Source organism: Streptomyces sp. MMCC 100, assembly GCF_041538145.2.
Taxonomy (GTDB): Bacteria; Actinomycetota; Actinomycetes; order Streptomycetales; family Streptomycetaceae; genus Streptomyces.
Map to the genome: position 1 here is coordinate 3,285,979 of NZ_JBGORK020000001.1, position 22,791 is coordinate 3,308,769.

General features: G+C 73.6%; 24 protein-coding genes. 12 read left to right on the forward strand and 12 right to left on the reverse strand.

The window, feature by feature from the left end:
- Positions 1–167 precede the first annotated feature (167 nt).
- Positions 168–428, forward strand: coding sequence for a DUF5133 domain-containing protein (locus tag ABS735_RS15255; protein WP_373905630.1), 261 nt, complete (start codon positions 168–170; stop codon positions 426–428).
- A gap of 220 nt (positions 429–648) precedes the next feature.
- Positions 649–864: a hypothetical protein gene (locus ABS735_RS15260; RefSeq protein WP_373905629.1), complete on the forward strand. Its 216-nt coding sequence runs from the start codon at positions 649–651 to the stop codon at positions 862–864.
- An 89-nt stretch (positions 865–953) separates the two neighbouring features.
- Here ABS735_RS15260 and tgmB read toward each other — a convergent pair whose 3' ends face one another.
- The 3 genes from tgmB to ABS735_RS15275 all read right to left on the reverse strand — a co-directional run bounded on the left by tgmB (position 954) and on the right by ABS735_RS15275 (position 2,590).
- The gene (gene tgmB, locus ABS735_RS15265) at positions 954–1,943 is read right to left on the reverse strand and encodes an ATP-grasp ribosomal peptide maturase (RefSeq protein ID WP_373905628.1); all 990 of its coding nucleotides are present in this window, start codon (positions 1,941–1,943) and stop codon (positions 954–956) included.
- A 16-nt stretch (positions 1,944–1,959) separates the two neighbouring features.
- Positions 1,960–2,151 (reverse strand): putative ATP-grasp-modified RiPP, encoded by a 192-nt coding sequence (gene tgmA / locus ABS735_RS15270; RefSeq protein WP_003978169.1) that lies wholly within the window; start codon positions 2,149–2,151, stop codon positions 1,960–1,962.
- 118 nt (positions 2,152–2,269) lie between these two features.
- Complete coding sequence (locus ABS735_RS15275) at positions 2,270–2,590, reverse strand: DUF1232 domain-containing protein (protein WP_373905627.1); 321 nt, start codon at positions 2,588–2,590, stop codon at positions 2,270–2,272.
- A gap of 206 nt (positions 2,591–2,796) precedes the next feature.
- Here ABS735_RS15275 and ABS735_RS15280 point away from each other — a divergent pair, with 206 nt between their 5' ends.
- Entirely contained in the window at positions 2,797–4,272 is a 1,476-nt protein-coding gene (locus ABS735_RS15280) for a hypothetical protein (protein ID WP_373905626.1), read from the forward strand.
- 85 nt (positions 4,273–4,357) lie between these two features.
- Here the strand turns inward: ABS735_RS15280 and ABS735_RS15285 are convergent, their stop codons facing one another.
- The 3 genes from ABS735_RS15285 to ABS735_RS15295 are packed head-to-tail and all read right to left on the reverse strand — an operon-like array spanning position 4,358 to position 8,068.
- On the reverse strand, positions 4,358–6,487 hold the full coding sequence (locus ABS735_RS15285; protein WP_373905625.1) for a xanthine dehydrogenase family protein molybdopterin-binding subunit: 2,130 nt from the start codon (positions 6,485–6,487) through the stop codon (positions 4,358–4,360).
- Between the two features lie 28 nt (positions 6,488–6,515).
- Positions 6,516–7,508, reverse strand: coding sequence for an FAD binding domain-containing protein (locus tag ABS735_RS15290; RefSeq protein WP_373905624.1), 993 nt, complete (start codon positions 7,506–7,508; stop codon positions 6,516–6,518).
- Entirely contained in the window at positions 7,505–8,068 is a 564-nt protein-coding gene (locus ABS735_RS15295; protein WP_373905623.1) for a (2Fe-2S)-binding protein, read from the reverse strand. Before ABS735_RS15295 ends, ABS735_RS15290 begins: the two co-directional genes overlap by 4 nt.
- Before the next feature lie 163 nt (positions 8,069–8,231).
- Here ABS735_RS15295 and ABS735_RS15300 point away from each other — a divergent pair, with 163 nt between their 5' ends.
- Complete coding sequence (locus ABS735_RS15300) at positions 8,232–8,918, forward strand: maleylpyruvate isomerase N-terminal domain-containing protein (protein ID WP_373905622.1); 687 nt, start codon at positions 8,232–8,234, stop codon at positions 8,916–8,918.
- 65 nt (positions 8,919–8,983) lie between these two features.
- On the opposite strand, the gene ABS735_RS15305 is transcribed toward ABS735_RS15300, so the two are convergent.
- On the reverse strand, positions 8,984–10,144 hold the full coding sequence (locus ABS735_RS15305) for a hypothetical protein (protein WP_373905621.1): 1,161 nt from the start codon (positions 10,142–10,144) through the stop codon (positions 8,984–8,986).
- A 194-nt stretch (positions 10,145–10,338) separates the two neighbouring features.
- On the opposite strand from ABS735_RS15305, the gene ABS735_RS15310 reads away from it, so the two are divergent.
- Positions 10,339–11,133, forward strand: a complete 795-nt coding sequence (locus ABS735_RS15310) for an SDR family NAD(P)-dependent oxidoreductase (protein ID WP_373905620.1) — start codon at positions 10,339–10,341, stop codon at positions 11,131–11,133.
- Between the two features lie 10 nt (positions 11,134–11,143).
- Here the strand turns inward: ABS735_RS15310 and ABS735_RS15315 are convergent, their stop codons facing one another.
- The gene (locus ABS735_RS15315) at positions 11,144–12,217 is read right to left on the reverse strand and encodes a YihY/virulence factor BrkB family protein (RefSeq protein WP_373905619.1); all 1,074 of its coding nucleotides are present in this window, start codon (positions 12,215–12,217) and stop codon (positions 11,144–11,146) included.
- A gap of 184 nt (positions 12,218–12,401) precedes the next feature.
- On the opposite strand from ABS735_RS15315, the gene ABS735_RS15320 reads away from it, so the two are divergent.
- The 5 genes from ABS735_RS15320 (at position 12,402) to ABS735_RS15340 (ending at position 15,090) form a co-directional block, all read left to right on the forward strand.
- Positions 12,402–12,806: a hypothetical protein gene (locus ABS735_RS15320; RefSeq protein ID WP_373905618.1), complete on the forward strand. Its 405-nt coding sequence runs from the start codon at positions 12,402–12,404 to the stop codon at positions 12,804–12,806.
- Positions 12,803–13,588 (forward strand): hypothetical protein, encoded by a 786-nt coding sequence (locus tag ABS735_RS15325; protein ID WP_373905617.1) that lies wholly within the window; start codon positions 12,803–12,805, stop codon positions 13,586–13,588. Before ABS735_RS15320 ends, ABS735_RS15325 begins: the two co-directional genes overlap by 4 nt.
- A 38-nt stretch (positions 13,589–13,626) precedes the next feature.
- Positions 13,627–14,151: a roadblock/LC7 domain-containing protein gene (locus ABS735_RS15330; RefSeq protein WP_373905616.1), complete on the forward strand. Its 525-nt coding sequence runs from the start codon at positions 13,627–13,629 to the stop codon at positions 14,149–14,151.
- Positions 14,152–14,204: 53 nt separating this feature from the next.
- Complete coding sequence (locus ABS735_RS15335; protein WP_373905615.1) at positions 14,205–14,579, forward strand: roadblock/LC7 domain-containing protein; 375 nt, start codon at positions 14,205–14,207, stop codon at positions 14,577–14,579.
- A gap of 103 nt (positions 14,580–14,682) precedes the next feature.
- On the forward strand, positions 14,683–15,090 hold the full coding sequence (locus tag ABS735_RS15340; RefSeq protein WP_373905614.1) for a DUF3224 domain-containing protein: 408 nt from the start codon (positions 14,683–14,685) through the stop codon (positions 15,088–15,090).
- 70 nt (positions 15,091–15,160) lie between these two features.
- Here ABS735_RS15340 and ABS735_RS15345 read toward each other — a convergent pair whose 3' ends face one another.
- Entirely contained in the window at positions 15,161–16,525 is a 1,365-nt protein-coding gene (locus tag ABS735_RS15345; protein ID WP_373905613.1) for an FAD-dependent oxidoreductase, read from the reverse strand.
- 250 nt (positions 16,526–16,775) lie between these two features.
- On the opposite strand from ABS735_RS15345, the gene ABS735_RS15350 reads away from it, so the two are divergent.
- The gene (locus ABS735_RS15350; RefSeq protein ID WP_373905611.1) at positions 16,776–18,245 is read left to right on the forward strand and encodes an MFS transporter; all 1,470 of its coding nucleotides are present in this window, start codon (positions 16,776–16,778) and stop codon (positions 18,243–18,245) included.
- 31 nt (positions 18,246–18,276) lie between these two features.
- On the opposite strand, the gene ABS735_RS15355 is transcribed toward ABS735_RS15350, so the two are convergent.
- A complete protein-coding gene (locus tag ABS735_RS15355) occupies positions 18,277–18,423 on the reverse strand; it encodes a hypothetical protein (protein ID WP_102927213.1) in 147 nt (48 codons plus the stop codon).
- Between the two features lie 154 nt (positions 18,424–18,577).
- Here ABS735_RS15355 and ABS735_RS15360 point away from each other — a divergent pair, with 154 nt between their 5' ends.
- Complete coding sequence (locus ABS735_RS15360) at positions 18,578–18,751, forward strand: CsbD family protein (RefSeq protein WP_373905610.1); 174 nt, start codon at positions 18,578–18,580, stop codon at positions 18,749–18,751.
- 143 nt (positions 18,752–18,894) lie between these two features.
- Here ABS735_RS15360 and ABS735_RS15365 read toward each other — a convergent pair whose 3' ends face one another.
- Together ABS735_RS15365 and ABS735_RS15370 are read right to left on the reverse strand one after the other, a co-directional pair.
- Positions 18,895–19,740, reverse strand: coding sequence for a chitosanase (locus ABS735_RS15365; protein WP_373905609.1), 846 nt, complete (start codon positions 19,738–19,740; stop codon positions 18,895–18,897).
- Positions 19,741–19,932: 192 nt separating this feature from the next.
- Positions 19,933–22,680 carry a SpoIIE family protein phosphatase gene (locus tag ABS735_RS15370; protein ID WP_373905608.1) on the reverse strand — a complete coding sequence of 916 codons (2,748 nt, stop codon included), beginning with the start codon at positions 22,678–22,680 and terminating at the stop codon, positions 19,933–19,935.
- Between the last annotated feature and the right edge of the window lie 111 nt (positions 22,681–22,791).

The following is a 22,791-nucleotide window of genomic DNA, read 5'->3' on the forward strand; positions in this document are numbered from 1 at the left end:
GACAGTGACGGCTGATCCGTCCGCTTTCAACCGACTCGTCGACCGCTCGTGGTGGCGGTCGGACAGGAAAGGACGGGATTTGGTCAATTGCGAACGGGGGCGTCCATGGTGCGACTGTTTCGACTGGGTTCGGGCATACGCAGCGAAAACCGAGAGAGGGGCGCTTCGTGCTCGAACCGGACCCGAAGGTCGTCAGGGAGTTGCTGACGCGGTACGCGTCACTGCGGATCGCTCAGGCGGAGAGGGAAAGGCCGGAGGCGGCGCGGGAGCTGGCGGACGTCAGTTACACACTGTGCGTGATGATGGCGACGACCGGCGTCCACGACGCGGTGGCGAAGGCGGACGCGCTGCTGCTCGCCAAGGGGCGTGCGCAGGAAGTCGGTGCGCTGGACGCGGAGGGTGAGGGCGGCCTGTCGCTGGCCGTGTGACACCGCCGCACCGCACGGCCCGTGTCGTGTTCGGACCGCCCGCGCCGGTCCGAACCACGACACGGGAACCTGTCTCGTGATCGTGCGGCCCGGCTCCACGACCGGCGCCCGAAGGGCCGTTCACATCCTGGCGGAATGCGCACCACCGCGTGAACGTGCGCCTAGACTGCTCAGTCGCGCCTCCGTACGGGGGCGGACGACACGAAAGGCACGTTGACGGGTGTTCCAGGATTCCCCCATCTACGACCGACTCGTCGCCGAACGCGGTGACGTCCCCGACCAGGTGCGGCGGGACGCCGAGCGTGTGAGCAGGGAACTGGAGGTGGTCATGCGTCCGTTGCGCGCCCCCGGGCACCTGCCCGGTGCCGAACGCCAGCCGTCCCCCGGCGCAGGCTGGCAGCGCACCGCCCTGCTGCCCGGCCCGCGCCCGCGCTGACGGACGGCCCGCGCGCGCCGACGGACGGTCGCGCCCGCGCCGACGGGCGGCCACGTCCCGGGACGGCCCCGTGACGGGCGCACCGAGTCTCACCCGACCGCCGCCGTGCCCGGACCGCCGCCCGCGTCCACCGGATCCGCGGCGTCGGGCCGGGCCAGCCACTCGGCGATGGTGCGGGCGATCGGCTGGCCCGTGTCCACCTCGACGAAGCCGAACTGCCCCGACTGGTTGCACTCGAGGAACCACCAGGTGCCGTCGCCGTCCTCGGCGAAGTCGAGGGCGCCGTAGGCCAGTCCGGCCGCCCGCAGGTAGGCCCTGACCCCCTCGGCGACGCGCGGCGGTACCTCGGCCGGCCGCCACGGCTCGTCCGACGCTGTGAAACGGACGTCCACCTCCGCGGGGTCCAGGCTCGAGAGTGCCGTCTTGCGAGCGGCCAGCAACGCGTCGCCGACGACCGTCAGCCGGATGTCGGCACGCTTGGCGACCCGGCGTTGCAGCAGCGTCGGGCCGTGCGCGACGGCGGAGAAGTCCGCCTCGGGCGGAACCCTGCTGGTCGGCACCGCCAGCGGCGGATCCTGCGGATGGGCGCCCGAGACGGGCTTGACCACCAGGTCCGGGTAGCGCTCGGCGAACTCGCGCGCCGCCCGGGGAAACGTCGTGATCAGCGTCGCCGGCACGGGCAGCCCGCACTGCTGGGCGAGACGCAGCTGCCAGGGTTTGTACCTGGCCCGGTGCGCGGCGTCGGGCTGGTTCATCCAGCGTGCCCCCGAGCCGCGGAGCATGCCGTACAGCGCCTGGCCGGCCTCCTCGGTCAGCCAGGGGGACGGTTCGGCGGCCCGGGTCGCCGCGCCGCCCGGCCTGCGCACCCAGACGGACCGCAGCCCCCCGATGCTCACCAGACGTCCCCCCGAGGACAGATGGCCCCGGAAGGAGCCGTGCACGAACTCGCCGGAGAGCGCGACGGAGTCGGTGAGGTCGGCGGGGTCCAGGCGGACCACCGGTACTCCCGACGCGTTCAGGTGCACCACCACCATGTCCGCGGTGACGTCCTCTTCACTGGTCAGGATCAACACGGTCATTCTCGACGGCCCGTGGTCAGTCGTCGAAGTGAGTCTTCGACCCCGCGGTGGAGGTCGTGGTCCCCAGCTCTCTCAGCAGTGCGTGGTCGCAGGCGGCCACCCGCCCGTCCAGGAGCACGTTCAACTGCAGCCCGGAGTCGTAGACGTACGGAGTGGTGGCTTCCAACTCCACTGCCGGCCGTGCGTAGTTGAGCGCGAACGGTTGCATCGTCTCTCCCTAGTCGGTGCTGCGCCGATCAGGTGACGACCCCTTGTGCCGTCACCTGGTCCGCCGACTTCCTTCGGCTTCCAGAGACTTATACGAATCGAACGGGTGAATGGTTTCCTTACGCTGCGTAGTCACCGGGCGGTCCGGTGGTCCGCCGCCGGTCCGGGACGCCGCGCCGGCCGCCGATCCGGCCGCGCGTGGAGCGCAGGGCGAGCAGCAGCACGCCGATGTCGTCCAGGTAGACCGGATCGGGCAACAGGTCCGCCGGGAGCACCAAATAGAGGACGGCGCCCCAGAAGACCCAGCGCGGCCCCGTGGGAAGGCCGGCCCGCCTGAGGTCCCGCCGGGTGCGCACCAGGCGCACCAGCACGGCGACCGCCGCCGCGAGGACGATCGCCGCGAGCAGCACCGCCACGACGATCACAGTGGTCGTGTCCACGTGCCCCCCTCCTCCGGCGCGCGGCACGCGCCTCCTTACCCGGATGCCCGCTCGCGGCGGCGGCAAGACCGCCGGACGGGGTCTCTCATCCCTGTGGCCCACCGGAGTGGCAGGGCACGGCGGACGTGCCTAGTAATGGGCAGCACACAGCGCGAGTCGCATGTCGGGGACGCAGGGCGGCCGCACCCCCACCACACGGAGAGATCATGACCACCGGCTCTTCATCACCTCGCTCGCCCGAGTACGCCATATCCGCCTTGGACCTTCCCACCGGGGAGACGACCGCCACCACCGGCACGGCGCGACCGCCCGGCGCGGACCACGGTGCCCGGGCCTCCGCCGAGCGGCCCTCCCCCGAGCGGGACAGCGACATGTGGGACGTCGACTTCGACGACGCCGACCTCCCCGAACTCGAGCCCGACCCCGACCTCCCCGTTTCCGGCCCCGACGGTCCCGGCTCCCAGGAGCCCGGGCCCGGCCCCCGCGAACCCGACGCCGACGCGCAAGCCGACGCCGACGCCCAGGACGGGGCAGCGCAGACGTACGGTGATCCCGTCGGCGACCTGGTGCGCGCCGCCGTGGCCGACCGGCCGCTGGACGAGGTCGTCGACCTGATCACGATGCTGGAGCAGTCGCCCCAGTACGCGCAGGCCACGATCGACGCGCTCCGCGCGGTCGGCGTGAACCGTTCCGTCGAGGACGTCACCCGGCTGGTCGGCCTGCTGACCCGGCCGCCGCGCCACTCGGACAGCGCGGACGAGGCGATCCGGGCCGCGGCGGAGTGCCGCTCCGTGGAGGACGTGACCCGGCTGATGGCGCTGCTGCACCGCACACCGCTGGAACCGCACTGCGGGCAGGAGGCCGTGCGGGCCGCCGCCACCGGCCGGCCCGTCGAGGAACTGGTCGAACTGATCGGCCGGCTCGCCGAGGACGGACACGTGCGCCCGGAGCGGCCCGACGCCCGGCGGTTGCGGGCGGCCCAGGACGCGGCCGACGAGGACGACGGACGGGAGCCCGCCGCCGGGCCGGCGGGACGCGCCGGCGCGTTCACCGGAGCCGACCGCCGCGGCCGCGAACGCCGCAGGCCGTCACGCCCGTTCCGCCGGGGACGCGACCGCGACGAGACCCGTACGGCGCGTGACCGCGACGAGGCCCACGGGGCGCGTGACCGCGACAAGGCTCGCACCGCGCGTGACCGCGACAAGGCCCGTACCGCCCGCGACCGCGACGAGGCCCGTGCGGCACGGCGGGCCGCCCGGGGTCCGGCCTGGCCGGCCTGGCTCACCGTCGCGGTCCTGGCCGGGTGCGGTGTGGCCTACTTCCCGCTGCACCGCGGCGACGCCTCCGCACCGGCCTACGGGGTGGCCCTCGGCCTGTCGGCGCTCTGCCTGGTGCTGGCCCTGCTGCTGACCGTGCGGCCGGCCGTGCCGCTGCTGGCCGCTGCCGTCGTGGGACCGGCGGCGCTGGCCGCGGCCAAGCTGTACGGCAGCGCCACCCCCTCGGCGCGGGTGTCCCCGGTCACGGATCTCACGCTGGCCCCCGCCTGGATCGCGGTCGCGGTGGCCGTGGTCGCCTCGCTCGTCGCGCTGACGGCGCTGTGCGTGCGGGTGGCCTCGCCGGCCTCCGCGCGGCGCAGGCCGGCTCGCCGCGTGGCCGTCGCGAGCCGTACCGCCGCGGACTGAGGTCCCCGCCCGCCCGAGCACACTCCCCGAGCACACGACGCGGTCCGCGCCGGAAGGTCGTCCGGCGCGGACCGCGCGCTCGTTCTCAGACCCCCAGCATGCCCGCGGGATGCTCGTGTTCGAGCAGCGCGGTGAGCACCCGGTCCGGGGTGAGCGGCAGTTCGCGGAAGCGGATGCCGGTGGCGTGGTGGACGGCGTTGCCGACGGCCGCCGCCGAGCCCACGATCCCGATCTCACCGATCCCCTTGCTGCCCATGGGGTTGAGGTGGTCGTCCTCCTCGTCGACCCAGTGCGCCTCCACGTTCGCCACGTCGGCGTGCACGGGCACGTGGTACGACGCCAGGTCGCGCTCGGCGAAGTCGCCGAACACCGGGTCCATCGTGCTGTCCTCGGTCAACGCCATGCCCAGGCCCATCGTCATGCCCCCGATGAACTGGGAGCGGGCCGTACGGGCGTTGAGGATGCGCCCGGCGGCGAAGACACCGAGCAGCCGGGTCACCCGTACCTCACCGGAGACGGTGTCCACGGTCACCTCGGCGAAATGGGCGCCGAACGCGTGCCGGGCGTAGGGGCTCTCGGCGTCCACCGTCCCGGAGGTGTCGGCCTCGGCGGTGATCCCCTCGTCGGGCAGTGGCCCCGAGCGCTCCGCCAGCCGGCCGGTCAGCCGGGCGCACGCCTCGTGCACGGCCGACCCCCAGGACGCGGTGCCCGAGGAACCACCGGCCATCGGGGCGAACCCGATGCCGCTGTCGGCGACTTCGATCCGCACCCGGTCCAGCGCGGCGCCGAGGGCGTCGGCCGCGACCTGCGCGAGCACCGTACGGGCGCCCGTACCGATGTCGGTGGCGTTGACCCGCACCAGGAAACCGCCGTCCGGCAGGGCCCGCGCCGAGGCGACGCACGGGGAGACCATGACGGGGTAGGTGGCCGATGCCACCCCACTGCCGATCAGCAGGGGACCGGCTGCGCAGGACCGGGGACGGGGGTCGCGGCCCTCCCACCCGAAGCGCCGGGCTCCCTCGCGCAGACACTCCACCAGGTGCCTGCTGCTGAAGGGCTTTCCGCTGTCCGGCTCGGTCTCCGGTTCGTTGCGGATCCTCAGCTCCACCGGGTCGACGCCGAGTTCGGCGGCCAGTTCGTCCATGGCGGACTCGAGCGCGTACATGCCGGGACACTCGCCCGGGGCGCGCATCCAGGAGGGCGTGGGCACGTCCAGCGCCGCCACGCGGTGGAGCGTGCGCAGCGCGGGGGTGCCGTACATGACCCGGGCGGGGACCGCGGCCTGCTCCACGAACTCCTTCACCCGTGAGGTGTACGTCGTCACCTCGTGCACCAGGGAGGTGAGCCGGCCGCCGGTGTCCGCGCCCAGGCGCAGCCGGTGCAGGGTCGGCGCACGGTGTCCGACGACGGCGGGCAGGTAGCGACGCGTCAGCGCGACGGTCACCTGCCGTCCGGTCTCGCGTGCCGCCATGACGGCCAGCACCACCTCGGGCCGCGGCGTGCCCTTCGAGCCGAAGCCGCCGCCCACGTGCTCGGCGCGCACCGTGATCCGGTCCTCGGGCAGCCCGAACATGCGCGCCAGTTCCTTCTGTACGGCCGTGGAGCCCTGGCTGGAGGAGTGCACGGTCAGCCGGTCGCCGTCCCAGTGCGCCGTACTGGTGTGCGGCTCCATGGGGTGGTTGTGCAGCGGCGGCACCGTGTACTCGACGTCCACCCGGGCCGCCGAGGAGGCGAGGGCACCGTCCGGGTCCCCGTGCTCGGTGACGGCCGGAAATCCTCCGTTGGCCGACTCGGGGACGTACGCCCCGGAGTGCGAGGCGGTGAGCGTCACGTCATGGGGCTCGGTCTCGTAGGTGACCCGGACGGCGGCGGCGCCCGCGCGGGCCGCCTCCAGGGTCTCGGCCACCACCAGACCCACGAACCAGCCCCGGTGCGGGACGTGCGGCCCCTGCAGCACGGCCAGGGTTGGGTCGTCGGGTTCCCCGAGGCGGGGCGCGTTCTCGTGCGTGAGCACCGCGAGTACGCCGGGCAGCGCGAGCGCCGGCGCGGTGTCGACGCCGGTCACCCGGCCGCGGGCGACCGTCGCCGGCACGGGCCAGGCCTGGGCGCGGCCGGGCGCGTCGAACTCGGCGGCGTAGCGGGCGGTGCCGGTGACCTTCTCCCGCCCCTCCCGGCGCTCGACGGGAGCGCCCAGGACGGCATCGGTGGCGGTCATGGAGTCCTCCTCGTGGACGCCGGAGTCGTCAGGTCGTGGCCGGCGGGGCGAGCCGGCCCAGTACGTCCAGGGCCAGCCGGCGGGCCAGCGGCACCTTGTAGGCGTTGTCCCGCAGCGGTTCGGCCGCGGCCAGCTCCAGGTCGACGGCGTGCTCGAACGCCGCCGTGGTGGGCGCCGCGCCCAGCAGCGCGTCCTCGGCCCGCCGCGCCCGCCAGGGACGGTGCGCCAGCGCCCCGAAGGCGATCCCGGCCCGCTCCACCACCCCGTCCGCCAGGTCCAGCACGACGGCGACGGAGGCCAGCGCGAAGGCGTACGACGCCCGGTCGCGGGCCTTGCGGTACGCCGAGGGGAGCCCGGCGGTGGCCGCGGGCAGGAGCACGCCGGTGATCAGCTCACCGGGGTGGATCTCCGTGTCCCGCTCCGGGTGCATCCCGGGCAGCCGGTGGAAGTCGGCGGCGGGCACGCTCCTGGTGCCCTCGGGGCCGTGCAGCTCCACGCGCGCGTCGAGGGCGGCCAGCGCCACCGCCATGTCCGACGGGTGGGTGGCGATGCACTGGTCGGAGTGGCCGAGCACCGCGTGGTCGCGGTGCACGCCCTCGAGGGCGCCGCAGCCGGTGCCGGGCTCCCGCTTGTTGCAGGGCTTGGACACGTCCTGGAAGTACGGACAGCGGGTGCGCTGCAGCAGGTTGCCGCCCGTGGTGGCGGCGTTGCGCAGCTGCCCGGAGGCGCCCGCCAGCAGCGCCTGGGACAGGGCGGGGTAGCGGTCGCGCACCGCGGGGTGGGCCGCGAGGTCGCTGTTGCGGACCATCGCGCCGGCCCGCAGCCCGCCGTCGGGCAGTTCCTCCACGGTGTCCAGGGGCAGCCGGGTGACGTCGACGAGCGCGGCCGGCGTCTCCACGCCGAGCTTCATCAGGTCGACGAGGTTGGTGCCGCCGCCGAGGTAACGGGCGCCGGGGTGGGCCGCGAAGGCCTCGGTGGCCTCCTCGACGCTGCCCGCGCGTACATAGGCGAAGGACTTCACGGGATCACGTCCTCGACCGCGTCGGCGATACGCGGATACGCACCGCACCGGCACAGGTTGCCGCTCAGCCGCTCCCGGATCTCGTCCCGGCCGAGCGGGACGGGCTCACCGGAGGGCGTCGCCGGGTCGGTGACGTGGGAGGGGTGCCCGGCCGCGGCCTCGGCGAGCGCGCCGACCGCGGAGCAGATCTGACCCGGCGTGCAGTACCCGCACTGGAAGGCGTCGCGGTCCAGGAAGGCGCGCTGCATCGGGTGCAGCTCCTCGCCGTCCCCGGCGAGGCCCTCGACGGTGGTGATCTCGCAGCCGTCCAGGGCGACCGCGAACAGCAGACAGCTGTTGACGCGCCGCCCGTCGACCAGGACCGTGCACGCCCCGCACTGCCCGTGGTCGCAGCCCTTCTTGGCGCCCGCGAGACCGAGGTCCTCCCGCAGGAGGTCCAGCAGGACGCGGCGGTGGTCGACGGTGAGCGTGTGCGGTTTGCCGTTGACGCGGAGTGTGGTCTCCGAACGGGAGGACTCCGGTGGGCGGGAAGCGGGGGCGCTCTCGTGCTGGCTGTCCATGGCGTCGCTGACCTTCCGGGACGGGCCGTGCTCCTGTGCCGTCCGCGTATCCACCTCGCGCCGGATGACACGTGAGGGTGCCCTCAGCGGGGCCTGGGGCGCCGGCTGCCGCAGTCTTCGACCGGCGCCGACCGATCGAAACGACGCCCCCTAGGGTGACGCCATGACCACACGATGCGGAGACCTCACGGAACCGGCGCACGTCGTGCGTGACGCCTACGAGGCGCTGGCGGGCGTCGTCCGCCCGCTCGGGGACGAGGAGTCGTGGCTGCCGACCGGCTGCACCGGGTGGGCGGTGCGCGACCTCATGTTCCACCTCCTCGCCGACGCCCAGCGGGCCCTGGTGGCCCTGCACACGCCGGCCGCCGCCCCGCCCGACCGGGACGCGGTCACCTACTGGACGGACTGGGCACCGAACCCCGTCGGCGCGGCCCACGGACGACGCTACAACCGGGTCGCCGCGAGCATGTTCCTCGACTTCGGGCAGCTCAAGGAGGTGTGTCTGGAGACCCTCGCCGCCGCCGCGCGGGCCGCGGGCGGCGCCGCTCCGGACCGGCCGGTCAGCACCCAGGGGCATGTCCTGACCGCCGGCGACCTCATGCTCACCCTGGCCGTGGAGGCGACCGTCCACCATCTCGACCTGACCGTCGCCCTGCCCGCCGCCCCCGGGCCGGCACCGGCCGGGCTGGCCGCGGTCCGCGCCACCCTGGACGGCCTGCTGGGCCGCCCGGTGACGATCGACTGGGGCGACGAGCACTACGCCCGCGCGGCCACCGGACGCACGCCCCTGACCGCCGCCGAACAGCGTGCCCTGGGAGCGGACGCGGCCCGCTTCCCCCTGTTCAGCTGAGGCCGGGGGACACCACGGTCGGCCGAGGCCGGGGGACCACCACGCCCGTCAGCAGGGCGGCGGGATCACTCGCCGGACCGGGGCGGTTCGCCGGCGGCCCCGCCGTCGGACCGGGGGCGCGATGCGCGGGCGGCGCCCCGGAACCGGTCCAGTGTGCGGGTCAGCCCGCGCAGCGGGGACGCCGGTGGATCGGCCGGGGGCGGCCCGGCCGGAGCGGCGCCGGCGGACTCCCGGTACACGGCGAGGGCCTCGGCCGCCCGTTCCGCCGCCTCCCGGTACAGGTCGCGGGACTGGGTCATGGCCTGGAGCGCCTCGGCGTACATCGCCACCAGCTTGCGCTCGCGCTCCAGTTCCTCCTCCAGCGTCAGCAGCCGCCAGTCCTCCCGCAGCGAGCCGAGGGCCGCCACCGCCTCGTCGGGCAGCGGCCTGGCCAGCGCGGCGAAGGACGTCACCGCGGCGATCAGTCCGGTGGGCTCGGAGCCGTCCAGGAAGACGGTGCGGACGGAGAAGTCGCCGGCGGCGTAGTCGGCCGGGGCCGGAGTGCCGGGCAGCACCACGGCGCCGCCGCGCGGCACCTGGACGCCGAAGTCCTCCAGGGCCCAGTTCACCACCCGCAACTGCTGCGGCGCGGCGCGGTGCTCGACCACCCGGTGCCGCAGGCCGGGCGGCAGCCACTGCGCCAGCGGCACCCGGCCGCGGTGGTCCGGGGTCATCGCCTCGTGCACCACGACATGGATGTTCCACGGGCTGCGCCCCGCCTCCTTGAGCAGCCTGCGTACGGCCTTGTCGTCGTCCGGCAGGGTGTTGATGCCCCGCAGCCGCAGCCCCGTGGCGGCGTCCCGGTCCCACGTGACGTCCGGGTCGTCCGGCCAGAACACGGTGGCGGGAGAGGGCCAGGCCAGGTCCCAGGCATCCTCGGCCTCCGCCAGCAGCGTCCACTCCTGCCTGCCCGCCGAGGCAGGCTCCAGGATCAGTCTGGCCCGCACCGTCACGGCCCCGGGAGCCTTCCAGCGTGCCTCGAAGATCCGCGGGCCGGGCGTCCCGGCGGCCCCGGACTCGGCCGTCGGCTCGTCGGGCGGCTCCAGGAAGTCGTCGACGACGTGGTCGTCCTTGAGCCGCTGCAGCGTGTGCCGGACGGTGTCCTCGGCCGCGGAGCCGACATGGCGGCCGCGAGCGGCCCACAGCGTGGGCGGATACGTGGGGCGGGCGGTGGAAGAGGTCGGCATGGGTCCATCGGGCAGCAGGGGCACGGACGTAGGCAAGTATTGTCGCCGCAGGTCAGCCGAGAGCACCGGGGGGTCCGCCGACCGGGCGTGCCGCGGCGCGGCGCACGTGCGGCCGGCCGGGTGACGGGTGGGTCGTGGGCGAGGGTGGGCAGGAGCAACCCGACCGACCGTACGGCACGAGAAGGAGCGACCTGATGAACCTCGACCTCGGCGGACGTACCGCACTGGTGACGGGCTCCTCGCAGGGCATCGGGGCGGCGATCGCCGCGGGGCTGGCCCGGGCCGGCGCCACCGTGGGCGTCAACGGGCGCGACGCCGGCCGCCTGGAGAAGAGCGTCGGGAAACTGCGGGCCGAGGTGCCGGACGGCGTGTTCGTGCCGGTCGCGGCCGACCTCGGCACCGAGGAGGGCACCGAGCGGGCCCTCCGGGCGCTGCCCGACGTGGACATCCTCGTGAACAACCTCGGCGTCTTCGGCGCCGCGCCCGCGCTGGAGATCAGTGACGACGAGTGGCGCCGCTACTTCGAGATCAATGTCCTCACGGGCGTCAGGCTGACGCGCGCCCATCTCCCCCGGATGAGGGACCGCGGCTGGGGCCGGGTGCTGTACATCGCGAGTGACTCGGCCGTCGTGATCCCGGCCGAGATGATCCACTACGGAGTCTCCAAGACGGCCCTGCTCGGAGTCGGCCGCGGCTTCGCCAAGGAGGCGGCGGGCAGCGGGGTCACGGTCAACTGCGTCATCGCGGGCCCCACCCACACCGAGGGCGTCGAGGACTTCGTGTATCAACTGGTCGACCGCGACCTGCCCTGGGACGAGGCGCAGCGCGTCTTCATGCGCGAACACCGGCCGCAGTCGCTGCTCCAGCGGCTGATCGAACCGGAGGAGATCGCCAACCTGGTGGTGTACCTCAGCTCCCCCCTCGCGTCCGCCACCACCGGCGCGGCCGTCCGGGTGGACGGCGGATACGTCGACTCGATCCTCCCCTAGGTCCCGGGCCTCAGCCGGGCCCGTCGCCCTCGCCCCCGGCCGCGCGCCGCCGGTCCGCTTCGTTCCAGGCCCGGGTGTCGCGCGGCTCCACGTACGGCTCCTCCTCGGGTGGATGGCCACCGTCGATGACCCGCTGCCGGGCCAGTTCGGCGTCGAACTCCAGGCCGAGCAGGACGGCCAGGTTCGTGACCCACAGCCAGACAAGGAAGATGATCACGCCGGCCAGGGTGCCGTACGTCTTGTTGTACGAGCCGAAGTTGGCCACGTAGAAGGCGAACCCGGCGGAGGCGAGCAGCCAGATCAGCAGCGCTACCAGGCTGCCGGGGGAGACCCACTTGAAGCCCTTGACCCGGGCGTTCGGCGCGGCCCAGTAGAGGATCGCGATCATGCAGGTGACCAGCAGGACCAGCACCGGCCACTTGGCGATCGACCACACCGTCAGCGCGGTGTCGCCGACACCGAGCGCGGTGCCCGCCTGCCGGGCCAGGCTCCCGGTGAAGACCACGATGAGCGCGCTGACCACCGCGAGCACGAGCAGCACCACGGTCAGGGCCACCCGCAGGGGCAGCACCTTCCACACCGGGCGCCCCTCGGGCATGTCGTAGACCGCGTTGGCGGAGCGGATGAACGCGGCCACGTACCCGGACGCCGACCAGACGGCGCCCACCAGGCCGACCACCGCCAGCACGGAGCCCAGGCCCGCCTTGGCCTGCAGTTGCTCCACCGCGTTCGTGATGACGTCCCGCGCGGATCCGGGCGCGAGCTTCTGTACGTTGTCCAGGACCTCCTGGGTGGCGGACTCCCCGGCGATGCCGAGCAGCGACACCAGCACCAGCAGGGCCGGGAACAGCGACAGGATCCCGTAGTAGGTCAGGGCGGCGGCGCGATCGGTCAGCTCGTCGTCCTTGAACTCGGCGACCACGCGCCGCAGCAGCGCGGACCACGAACGTTTCGGCAGTTCGACGGGGGAATCCGGGGCGGCGTCCTCGGTGGCCGCGTCCGGACCGTAGTCCTCGTCCGTCCGCTTCTCGGCCGGTTCGTCCTTCGTGTGCTTCCCGCGATGGGGGAGATGCAGTCGGGCCATGCCCCCCGGGTTGCCCGTCTCGGCCCGGGCACGCTCCTGTTCCCCGGACCGGCCCAAACGCCGCAGTATGCCGCAGTGGGCGCACGTTCCTCTGGAAAATGCCAAAGCGCTCACCAGATGCGTGCACTTTCCGTAGTGTCGTCGTCACGTTCGCGGTACAGCCGTGCAGGGGAGGGGATCCGGCGTGCCCGGAATCGACGAGAGTCTGCTGGAAGCCATGCGGCTGCCCGGCGCGCGCGGCGCGTCCCTGGTCGACTGGATCAGCGGGCTCGCTCTCGGCGCCGTCGGCGAGGCGCCGGGCGGCGACTGGGAGGCGACGGCCGCGGAGACGGCCGAGCTGGGCCGGCACGTCGCGGAGAGCGGCTCCCTGGCGGCGGGCGGCACGGGCGGCGGCGTCGAGCCGGGGAAGGAACCCCCGGTCGAGGATCTGATCGCCACCACGGGCGACGCCTACCACCTGCTCAGGTTCGTCAGCACCCCGTTCGACAGCACCGTCTTCCTGCACCTGTGGCTCGACCGCAACGACGGAAACCTCGCCCTGGCCCGCATCCGGCTGGCCGAGATGGCGGACCGGCTGGTGCTCGGATGACCCGGGTGACGACCACCTGGACCGCGCACGAGACGACGGCGGACGCCCTCGGCGCCCTCGCGCGCGAAGGAGCGACCGGCGCCCTGTCGGGCGAGCGGGGCATCGTCTACCTCAAGGCGGGCCGTGTCGTGCACGTGGAGTCGGCCTTCACCCCCGACCTGGGCGCGCTGCTCACCCGCAGCGGCGCGGTCCCGCCGGACGGCTGGTGGAAGGCGGTCGACCGGGGCGGGACACAGCACCGGGTCGGCCACCGGCTCGTGGACAGCGGCAGTCTCGCCGCCGGCGCGCTGGAGGTCTGCCACCTGGGCGCGCTGTTCGACGCCGCGTACTTCGTCCTGGCCCACGACACACGCGCCCGGCGCTTCCGGCCGGGCGCGGTGCACTGGCTCGGCGCGGTCCGTTCCGTGCCGGTGGACGTCGTCGTACGCGAGTCGGGACGCCGGCGCGCCCTGCTGGACCGCATCTGGCCCGACCCCGCCATCGACACCCTCCCGCTGACCCGGGTGGCGGGCACCGAGGCCGCCGCCCTGCCCGTGCGGCGCGGCCGCACCCTGACGCAGGTCGACGGCGTCCGTACCGCCGCGGAGATCGCCTCGGCGCTCGCCTGCCGCACCTACCACACCCTCGTCGAACTGCGCCGCCTGGCCGCCGACGGCCTCGTCCGCGCGGCGCCACCCGCCGCCCCGCCCCTGCCGCCCGGCCCGGAACCGCGGGCGGTCGTGTGGGACGACCCCGACACGGCCCTGCTGCGACGGCTTCGAGACGCCTTGGAGGCCCTGTGATCCGCGCGCGCCGCAGGCGCGACGAAAGGAGACTGCTCATGGCCGTCGAGAGCGACGTCCTGGACGAACTGCACCGACTGCGCAACCGCGTGCCCCAGCTGACGGGGTCGCTGGCGGCCACCGTGGACGGGCTCGTCCTGGCCCACGACGCGCCGGGCACCGAGCCCGAGGGACTCGCCGCGCTCACCGCGGCCGCCCTCGGGGTCGCGCACCGCATGGCCGAAGCCACCGCGCGCGGCGGTTTCCGCGAACTGCTGCTGCGCGGGGCCGACGGCTACGTCGCCACGTACGCCGCCGGTCCGGCCGCCGTGCTCACGCTGCTCGCCGACGGCCGGGTCAACGTGGGCCGGCTGCACCTGGAGGGCCGGCGCAGCGGCGCACGGATAGGGGAACTGGTCGTCGCCCGCATCGGGCCGGAACGCGGCCGTGCCCCGGCCGCCGAACCCGTCACGCCGCTCCCCGACCGGACGGCCCGCCCCATCGGCACCCTGCCGGTGCGCACCCCGCAGCGCCCCGCCCACGAGCCCACCCCCCAGGCCGGCGGCCACCACCGGCCGGCCTGAACCACCGATCGCCTACCGATCGCCCACCGATCACGTCCGGAAAGGAAACCACCATGGCCAACCTGGAGACCTCGCTCAAGGAATGCCTCAGCTCCATCGACGGAGCGACCGCCGTCGCGCTGGTCGACTACACCAGCGGAATGGCGCTCGGCACCCTGGGCGGCGGCAAGGACTTCAACCTGGAGGTCGCCGCCGCAGGCAACACCGACGTCGTACGGTCCAAACTGCGCACGATGGAGCACCTCGGTCTCAAGGACGAGATCGAGGACATCCTGATCACGCTGAACACCCAGTACCACATGATCCGCCTGCTCAAGGGTCGCGGCGGCAACGGGCTGTTCCTCTACCTGGTGCTGGACGCGAACCGCGCCAACCTGGCGATGGCCCGCCACCAGCTGCGCCGGATCGAGGGCGAACTGGAGATCTGAACCCGGCCGTGCGTCCACCCGTCGAGGGCCCGGCGGGACGTCCCCCGCCGGGCCCCGGTCACCGTCACCCACGACTGTCGGAGGCGGGCGATACGGTCGCCGTATGAAAGCGTCCGGAACATTCACAGTGAAAGCCTTCACCCCGGCGGACGTGACGCCGGGCATCGCCGTGACCACCGGGCTCCCGGTGGGCGTGGCGACGATGGAGAAGCGGTTCGAGGGGGCGATCAACGGCCGCTCGGCAACCGTGTTCACCGCCGCCTACGACCAGGAGACCGGCGTCGGCACCTACCTGGCCATGGAGTCCTTCGAGGGCACGCTGGACGGCCGCGAAGGCGCGTTCAGCTTCGTGCACTCGGCGACGACGACCGGGAGCGACCGCTCGGCGGAGTTCTTCACCGTGGTGCCGGCCAGCGGCACGGGCGAACTGACCGGCATCACCGGGTCCGGCGGCCTCGCGGTCGACGCCGACGGCACGCACCGGATCTGGTTCGAGTACGAACTCGGCTGAGCCCCGCCACCGACGGGACCGACCCGGCGCCGGCGCCCCCGAGGAGGCGGCCGGCGCCGGGCACCACGGCTCAGGCGCCGCTCTCCCGGAGCATGTCCTCACGCTCGACGTACTTCACGCGCTCACGTCCCTGCGGCTCGCCCTGCGCCTTCTCCGCGGCGTCGAGCCGGTACCAGCCGTCCCAGGTGGTGAAGCGGACGTTCCGTTCGTCGAGGAAGGCGTCCACCGCCTCCGGAGCGGGCGAGGCGGGCGTCTGGAGACGGCCGTTCGCGTAGTCGTCCAGCAGGTTGGACACCGTCTCGTTGGCGTCGCCCTTGGTGTGGCCGATCAGACCGACCGGGCCGCGCCGGATCCAGCCGGTGACGTACGTCGACTGCAGGTGCTCGCCGGACTCCTGGACGACCCGGCCGCCCACGTCCGGGACCGTGCCCGAGTCCAGGTCCCACGGCAGCTTGGGGAGCTGGTCGGACAGGTAGCCGACGGCCCGGTAGACCGCTTGGACGTCCCAGTCCTTGAACTCGCCGGTGCCCTTGACGTTGCCCGTGCCGTCCAGCTCGGTGCGCTCGGTGCGCAGGCCGACCACCTTGCCGTCCTCGCCGAGGATCTCCGAGGGCGACTCGAAGAAGTGCAGGAACAGCTTGTGCGGCCGGTCGCCGACGTCGCGGATCGCCCAGTTCTCCAGGGTCTTGGCGACCATGTCGGCCTGCTTGTTGCCGCGCCGGGTCGCGATCGAGCCCTCGTCGTAGTCGATGTCCTCGGGGTCGACGATCACCTCGATGTTGGGGGAGTGATCCAGCTCCCGCAGCTCCATCGGGCTGAACTTCGCCTGTGCCGGACCGCGGCGGCCGAAGACGTGGACCTCCAGCGCCTTGTTGGCCTTCAGACCCTCGTAGACGTTCGGCGGGATCTCGGTCGGCAGCAGCTCATCCGCGGTCTTGGCGAGGACGCGCGCGATGTCGAGCGCGACGTTGCCGACACCGAGGACGGCGACCTTCTCCGCCTGAAGCGGCCAGGTGCGCGGGAAGTCGGGGTGGCCGTCGTACCAGGCGACGAAGTCGGCCGCGCCGTACGAGCCGTCGAGGTCGATGCCGGGGAGGGACAGGGCCCGGTCCGCCGTGGCGCCGGTGGCGAAGATCACACCGTCGTAGAAGGCGCGCAGATCGTCCAGGCTGACGTCGCTCGGGTAGTTCACGTTGCCGAAGAGGCGGATCTGCGGCTTGTCGAGCACCTGGTGCAGGGCCGTGATGATGCCCTTGATCCGCGGGTGGTCGGGGGCGACGCCGTACCGGATGAGCCCGAACGGGGCGGGCATGCGCTCGAAGATGTCGATGGAAACACCGGGGTCGGCGGCCACTTCGGACTTGAGCAGGGCGTCAGCGGCGTAGATCCCGGCCGGGCCGGATCCGACGATGGCTACCCGCAGTGGGCGGGGCATGTTCAGGTTCCCTTCGAGCGGTGACAGATCGACTCTCGGGGAAGCCTAAGCTAAGGCAAGCCTAAGTCGGTACGCGGGTCCGGTCTATGAGGTCATAAGAACACCTTATGGGATCTCATGGTTGAGGTTTGAGGGCTCCGGTCCGGCGCTCGGGTACGGGCCGGTACCCGGTGTTTGAAGAGCCGGTCACGGGTGACGCAGGCGTGGGGCGAAGTGGCGCGTCCCGTGCAGCCTCACGAGGGGAGCCCGTGTGCAGCGTCCGGACGACGAACTCGATCCCAACCGGTGGCGGGCCCTGTGGGTCACCCTGGTCGCCGGCTTCATGACCCTGCTGGACGTGACGATCGTCGCCGTGGCCCTGCCCTCCATGCAGCAGGGGCTGCACACTTCGCCGTCGTCCGTGCAGTGGGTCGTCTCCGGCTATGCGCTCGCGTTCGCCCTGACCCTGGTGACCGCGGGACGGATCGGCGACGCGTTCGGCAGGCGCCGCGTCTTCCTCGTGGCCCTGGCCGCCTTCGTGCTCTTCAGCGCGGCGGCGGGGGCCGCGTCCGGCATCGAACTGCTGGTCGCCGCCCGGCTCGCCCAGGGAGTCGCCGCGGGCAGCCTGGCGCCGCAGAACTCGGCGCTCATCCAGCAGCTGTTCCGGGGCGCGGAACGCGGGCGCGCGTTCGGGCTCTTCGGCGCCACCGTGGGAGTCTCCAGCGCCGTGGGACCGGTCGTCGGCGGTCTGATCCTGGCGCTGGCGGGACCCGAGGGCTGGCGGTGGATCTTCTACGTGAACGTGCCGGTCGGCCTGCTCGCACTGCTCCTCGGCTTCCGCCTGCTGCCCCGGGTGGCGCCCGGCGGCAGGGGGCACCTCGACCCCGTGGGGGTGGCGCTGCTCGGTGCGGGGATCCTGGCGCTGATGCTGCCCCTGGTCCTCGCCGAGGGCGGCGGCCTCACCAAGGTGTGGTGGCTGTTCCCCGCGGGAGCGCTGGTGCTGCTCGCCTTCGCGCGGTGGGAGCGCCGCGTCGCCCGGCGGGGCGGTCAGCCGCTCCTGGAACCCGGACTGCTCACCGAGACCCGCGGCTACGCCACCGGTGCGGGACTGGGCGCCCTGTACTTCGTCGGATTCAGCGGGGTGTGGCTCGTCTTCGCGCTCTTCTTCCAGAACGGGCTGGGCTACTCACCCCTCATGTCCGGCCTCGCGGTGACCCCGTTCGCCGTGGGCTCGGCCGTCGCCGCGGCCGTGGCGGGCCGGCTGGTGGAACGGCTGGGGCGGCTGCTGACCGTCTGGGGACTGGTCGCCGTCATGGTGGGTCTGGGCACGACCGCGCTGCTGCTCTGGCTCGCGCCCTCCGGCCTGGCCGCCTGGCTCGCCGTCCCGGCCCTGCTGCTCGGCGGACTCGGCAGCGGCTGCGTGATCTCCCCGAACATCACGATGACGCTCCGCGACGTGCCGGTACGGATGGCGGGCGCGGCCGGGGGCGCCCTGCAGACGGGCCAACGGCTGGGCGGCGCCGTGGGCACCGCCGCACTGCCGGGGCTCTTCTATCTGACGCTGAACGCCACCCACGACGACTACCACGAGGCCGTGGCCCTGTCGGTGGGCACCGGTGTCGCCGCCATGCTGTGCGCGCTGACCGTCGCGGTCCGCGACTGGCACCGAGACCGCCCCGGCGGGGACCGGAGCTGCCCGCCGGAGACGTCCCACAGCCACACTCACGCCGGTCAGAACTGACCGCCCCGCCGGCTCCCCGGCGCTCAGGCACTCAGCGGCGCTTGCCGAACTTGCGCAGCATCTCCTGGGCCTGCGCGCGGCGGCGCGGGTCCGAGGCGGCCCGGCGTACCTGCTCGGCCGCCCGGCGGCCCTGCGGGCTGCGCGCGAACCGCTTGATCCGGTCCAGTACTCCGGCCATGACGTTCCTCCGAGTCGACGACGTACTTCCTTGCCGGTGCTCGTACCCGGCGCCCTGCCGGACACCCCTGCCGGGCGTCCGCACGTTTGGACCCGCAGCACCGGGCGACCCGCCGGACAGGACATCGCAAGCGAACGCCGAGAGGTGAAGCACTGTGGCCGGCAATCAGAAGTCCAAGGCCAAGATGGAGCAGGCCAAGGGAAAGGCCAAGGAAGCGGTCGGCCGGGCCGTCGGCAACGAGAGGATGACGGCCGAGGGCCGCGCCGCGCAGTCCAAGGGCGACGCCCGGCAGGCCAAGGAGAAGGGCAAGGACACCTTCCGGCACTGACACCGGTACGGATCGTGCGGCACACGGGCCGCGGAACCCGGCATACGGCCGGTTCCGCGGCCCGCGTCGTGCCCGGCGGCCCCGGGAAGGGATCGATGGCCTCACCGAGGCCGAGGCCGAGGCCGGGGCCGGGCCGGGCCGGGTCAGCCGATGTGGTAGCTGTCCCCGTACACCTGCCAGTCCAGCGGCGGCTCCAGGTCCAGGTTGCCCTCGTTCAGGAAGACGCGCTGGGCCGTGTCGACCCGGCTGGTGTCGCTGTGCGCCTCCTCCTGCTTCATGGCCCACACCCGCTCGTCGAGGAAGGCGTGCAGGTAGGCGACCTCGTCCCCGCCCTGGGCCGGCGGCCGGGCCCTGCCCAGGGCGCGCTCCCGGATGCTGCCGAAGCTCAGCGGGTCGCCGCCGTCGCCGTGCATGACGATCGCGTCGTAGTACGCGAACTGCCCCAGAGTCCGCAGCCCGTCCTCCTTGCCGCGCCGTACGGCCGGGTCGAAGTACACGCGGTCGCGCTCGTCGTCCTGAGCCCGGCGGAACTCGGGGTCGCCGTCGGCGGCCCGGCGCCAGTCGTCCGGGAAGGCGGGGTCGAGGCCCTCGTGCGAGTCGGAGCCGTCCACTCGGCGCAGCGCCGGCAGATAGGACGCGAGGACGTTGCCGGGGCTGCGCTCGGCGTACAGCTCCACCAGGCCGAGCATGTCACCGGTGCCGGAGCAGAAGCCGATGATGCCCGCGGTGTAGCCGCGGCCGTCACCGATGTCCTCGATGTACCGGTACTGCGCCTTCCAGTCGAGCGAGGAGTTCTCCGCGCTCGACACCAGTTGCATGGCGATCTCCTTCTTCGCCGGGTCGTCGAGTCCCGTCGCGCGTGCGGACGCCGCCGCGGCCCGCGAGGGGGTGAGCAGGGGGACTGTCGCCAGGGACACGCATGCCATGGCGAGCACGGTACGGCGCGAGGGGCCTGCGGGGCGCGCCGGGTCGGAGGAGGGGTGCCTCACGGAATCTCCAGGTGTTGTGGGGGGTCGGGAGTGCCCGGGCACTGATAGGAAAGTTTCCTACCCGACAATCGGCGTACTGAACACCCGTCCCGCACGGCATTGGTACGGGATCGAGGGTGACCGCTTCCGCACCCCTTCGGGGGCGACCGCTGTCGCGCCCGCCCGGCCCGAAGGCGACCGTCCCGGCGCCCGTCAGGGCACCGGCTGCTCCGCCCAGATGACCTTGCCCGCCGGCGTGTAGCGGGTGCCCCAGCGCTCCGCGAGCTGCGCCACCAGGAACAGGCCGCGCCCGCCCTCGTCCGTCATGGCCGCGTAGCGCAGATGGGGCGAGGTGCTGCTGCTGTCGAACACCTCGCAGATCAGGCTGCGGTCGCGCAGCACCCGGACGTGGACGGTCTCGCCGCCGTACCGGATCGCGTTGGTGACCAGCTCGCTGAGGATCAGCTCCGTGGTGAACGTCAGCTCGTCGAGACCCCACTCGCCCAGCCGCCGGGTGACCTGGGAACGCACCTCGGCGACCGCCGCCGGATCGTTCGGGACCTCCCACTCGGCGACCTGGTCCGGGCCCAGCGTCCGGGTGCGGGCGACCAGCAGGGCGATGTCGTCGCCCGGCCGGTCCGGGAGCCGGGCGTCCAGGACGGTCCGGCAGGTCTCCTCCGGCGTTTCGCCGGCCGTCTCCAGCGCCCGGCGCAGCTGTTCCAGACCGACGTCGATGTCGTGCATGCGGTCCTCGACCAGCCCGTCGGTGTACAGGACCAGCCGGCTGCCCTCCGCCAGCCGCAGTTGCGTCGTCTCGAACGGGAGGCCGCCCAGGCCCAGCGGGGGCCCCGCGGGCACCTCGGGGAACTCCACGGTGCCGTCGGGCCGGATCAGGGCCGGCGGCGGATGGCCCGCCCGGGCGATCACACAGGAACCGGCGACCGGGTCGTAGATCGCGTAGAGGCAGGTCGCGCCGGTCACGGGAGCGGCGCTGTCGTCGGCCGCCTCGTCCTGGTCGATCCGTCCGACCAGCTCGTCCAGGAGCCCGAGCAGCTCGTCGGGCGGCAGGTCGAGGGCGGTGAAGTTGTGCACCGCCGTGCGCAGCCGGCCCATGGTGGCCGCGGCGTGCAGCCCGTGCCCGACGACGTCGCCGACGACGAGCGCGACCCGGGCCCCGGACAGCGGCAGCACGTCGAACCAGTCCCCGCCGACCCCCGCCTGCGCGGGCAGGTAGCGGTAGGCGACGTCCAGGGCGTTCTGGTCGGGCAGCCTGCGGGGCAGCAGACTGCGCTGGAGGGTCACCGCCATGCTGTGCTCGCGGGTGTAGCGGCGCGCGTTGTCGATGGAGACCGCGGCCCGTGCGACCAGTTCCTCGCCGAGCGCCAGCTCGTCCTCGTCGAACGGCTCGGGCTTGACCGAACGCCAGAAACTCACCACCCCGAGCACGAGGGTGCCCGCGCGCAGCGGGACGGTGATCAGCGAGTGGACGCCGTACTCCACCACCTGCGCGGAGCGCTCGATGTCCTGTGCCTGCCAGCCCGGGGCCTGACCGAGGCGGGGCTCCAGGACGGCCCGGCCGGTGAGCAGGGTGCGGCCCTGCGGGGAGGAGTCCACGTAGCGGATCTGCCGGCCCACCGGATAGAGCGGGGCCTCCTCGCTGACGCCGCTGAGCGCGGTGCGGCGCAGTGGCGTCGCGCCGTCCGGCTGGCCGCCGGCCAGCACGGTGTCGAACAGGTCCACGGTGACGTAGTCCGCGAACCGGGGCACGGCCAGCTCGCCCAGTTCCTCGGCGGTGCGGGTGACGTCCAGGCTGGTGCCGATGCCCACCCCGGCCGCGTACAGGATGTCCAGGCGCTCCCGGGCGGTCTCCGCCCGGCCGGACAGAGCCCGCAGCTCGGTGGAGTCGCGCAGCGTCGCGACGCTGCCGGCCGGACCGCCCCGTACGTCCGTGGGCCGCTGGTTGATGGCCAGCAGCCGGTCCTTGACCAGGTGCACCTCGTCGGTGGCGGCCTGGCCGGAGGCCAGCAGCTCCGCCAGGTCGGACGGCAGGCCGAGCGCGCTGACGTGCCGGCCCTCGGCGTCGGCGGGCAGGTCGAGCAGGCGCCGCGCCTCGTCGTTGGCGAGCAGCAGTCTGAGCTCCCCGCCGACGATGAGTACGCCCTCGCGGACGCTGTGCAGGACGGCGTCGTGGTGTTCGTACATCCGGGTCATCTCGTGCGGCCCCAGGCCGTGCGTCTGCCGCAGCAGCCGTCGGCTCACCAGGGCCGTGCCCCCCGTCGCCAGGGCCAGTCCGAGGGCCGCCGCGCTGAGCACGAGGGGCAGCTGGCGGTCGGCGACACCGCCCACGTTCTCCGTCGTGATGCCGGCCGAGACCAGGCCCACCACCCTGCCGTCGGGGTCCTCGACGGGCACGACGGCCTGGACCAGCGGGCCGATGGTGCCCTCGATCTCCTCGGTCACCGTCTTCCCGGCCAGCGCGGGGGCGATGTTCCCGACGAACTTCTTGCCGATGCGGTCCGGCTTGGGGTGGGTGTAGCGGATGCCCTCGGTGTTGGTGACGACCACGAAGTCCACGTCCGTGGCCCTGCGCACCGCCTCGGCGCGGGGCTGGAGCACCGCCGTGGGGTCGGGGCCGCGCAGCGCCTCCAGGATGCCGGGGGAGTTGGCGAACGTCTCGGCCACCGAGACGGACCGGTTGCGGGCCTCCACCGTGCTGTCGTGCCGCACCTGGAGCACCAGCGCGACCGCCGCGGCCACCACGAGCAGCAGCACGATGACCACGTTCATCACGAAGACCTGGCCGGCCACGCTGCGCCCGGACAGCGCAGAGCGCAGCGCCGAGGCGGGCCGCCCCGCGTCCGCTCCCCGCCGTGACCGGTCCGCGTCCTGCCGGTGTCGGGCGTGCGGGCCGCCGGGACGACGGGGTGACCGTTCTCCCGATCGACCCATCAGTCGGACCATGTGCTCATGTCTACACTGCCGGGCCCCGGGAGGCGAGGGGCACCCCGCGTGACAGGCGGTTCCGCCGGACGGGTCCCGCGGGCGTTCGCACCGGGTGTCTCCCGGGCGGGC

Coding starts and splice junctions, on each gene's coding strand:
- tgmB (WP_373905628.1), bottom strand. CDS start 1,943: ATGACCGTGTTGATCCTGACCAGTGAAGAGGACGTCACCGCGGACATG.
- tgmA (WP_003978169.1), bottom strand. CDS start 2,151: ATGCAACCGTTCGCGCTCAACTACGCACGGCCGGCAGTGGAGTTGGAA.
- ABS735_RS15280 (WP_373905626.1), top strand. CDS start 2,797: ATGACCACCGGCTCTTCATCACCTCGCTCGCCCGAGTACGCCATATCC.
- ABS735_RS15285 (WP_373905625.1), bottom strand. CDS start 6,487: ATGACCGCCACCGATGCCGTCCTGGGCGCTCCCGTCGAGCGCCGGGAG.
- ABS735_RS15295 (WP_373905623.1), bottom strand. CDS start 8,068: ATGGACAGCCAGCACGAGAGCGCCCCCGCTTCCCGCCCACCGGAGTCC.
- ABS735_RS15300 (WP_373905622.1), top strand. CDS start 8,232: ATGACCACACGATGCGGAGACCTCACGGAACCGGCGCACGTCGTGCGT.
- ABS735_RS15305 (WP_373905621.1), bottom strand. CDS start 10,144: ATGCCGACCTCTTCCACCGCCCGCCCCACGTATCCGCCCACGCTGTGG.
- ABS735_RS15310 (WP_373905620.1), top strand. CDS start 10,339: ATGAACCTCGACCTCGGCGGACGTACCGCACTGGTGACGGGCTCCTCG.
- ABS735_RS15315 (WP_373905619.1), bottom strand. CDS start 12,217: ATGGCCCGACTGCATCTCCCCCATCGCGGGAAGCACACGAAGGACGAA.
- ABS735_RS15325 (WP_373905617.1), top strand. CDS start 12,803: ATGACCCGGGTGACGACCACCTGGACCGCGCACGAGACGACGGCGGAC.
- ABS735_RS15330 (WP_373905616.1), top strand. CDS start 13,627: ATGGCCGTCGAGAGCGACGTCCTGGACGAACTGCACCGACTGCGCAAC.
- ABS735_RS15335 (WP_373905615.1), top strand. CDS start 14,205: ATGGCCAACCTGGAGACCTCGCTCAAGGAATGCCTCAGCTCCATCGAC.
- ABS735_RS15340 (WP_373905614.1), top strand. CDS start 14,683: ATGAAAGCGTCCGGAACATTCACAGTGAAAGCCTTCACCCCGGCGGAC.
- ABS735_RS15345 (WP_373905613.1), bottom strand. CDS start 16,525: ATGCCCCGCCCACTGCGGGTAGCCATCGTCGGATCCGGCCCGGCCGGG.
- ABS735_RS15355 (WP_102927213.1), bottom strand. CDS start 18,423: ATGGCCGGAGTACTGGACCGGATCAAGCGGTTCGCGCGCAGCCCGCAG.
- ABS735_RS15370 (WP_373905608.1), bottom strand. CDS start 22,680: ATGGTCCGACTGATGGGTCGATCGGGAGAACGGTCACCCCGTCGTCCC.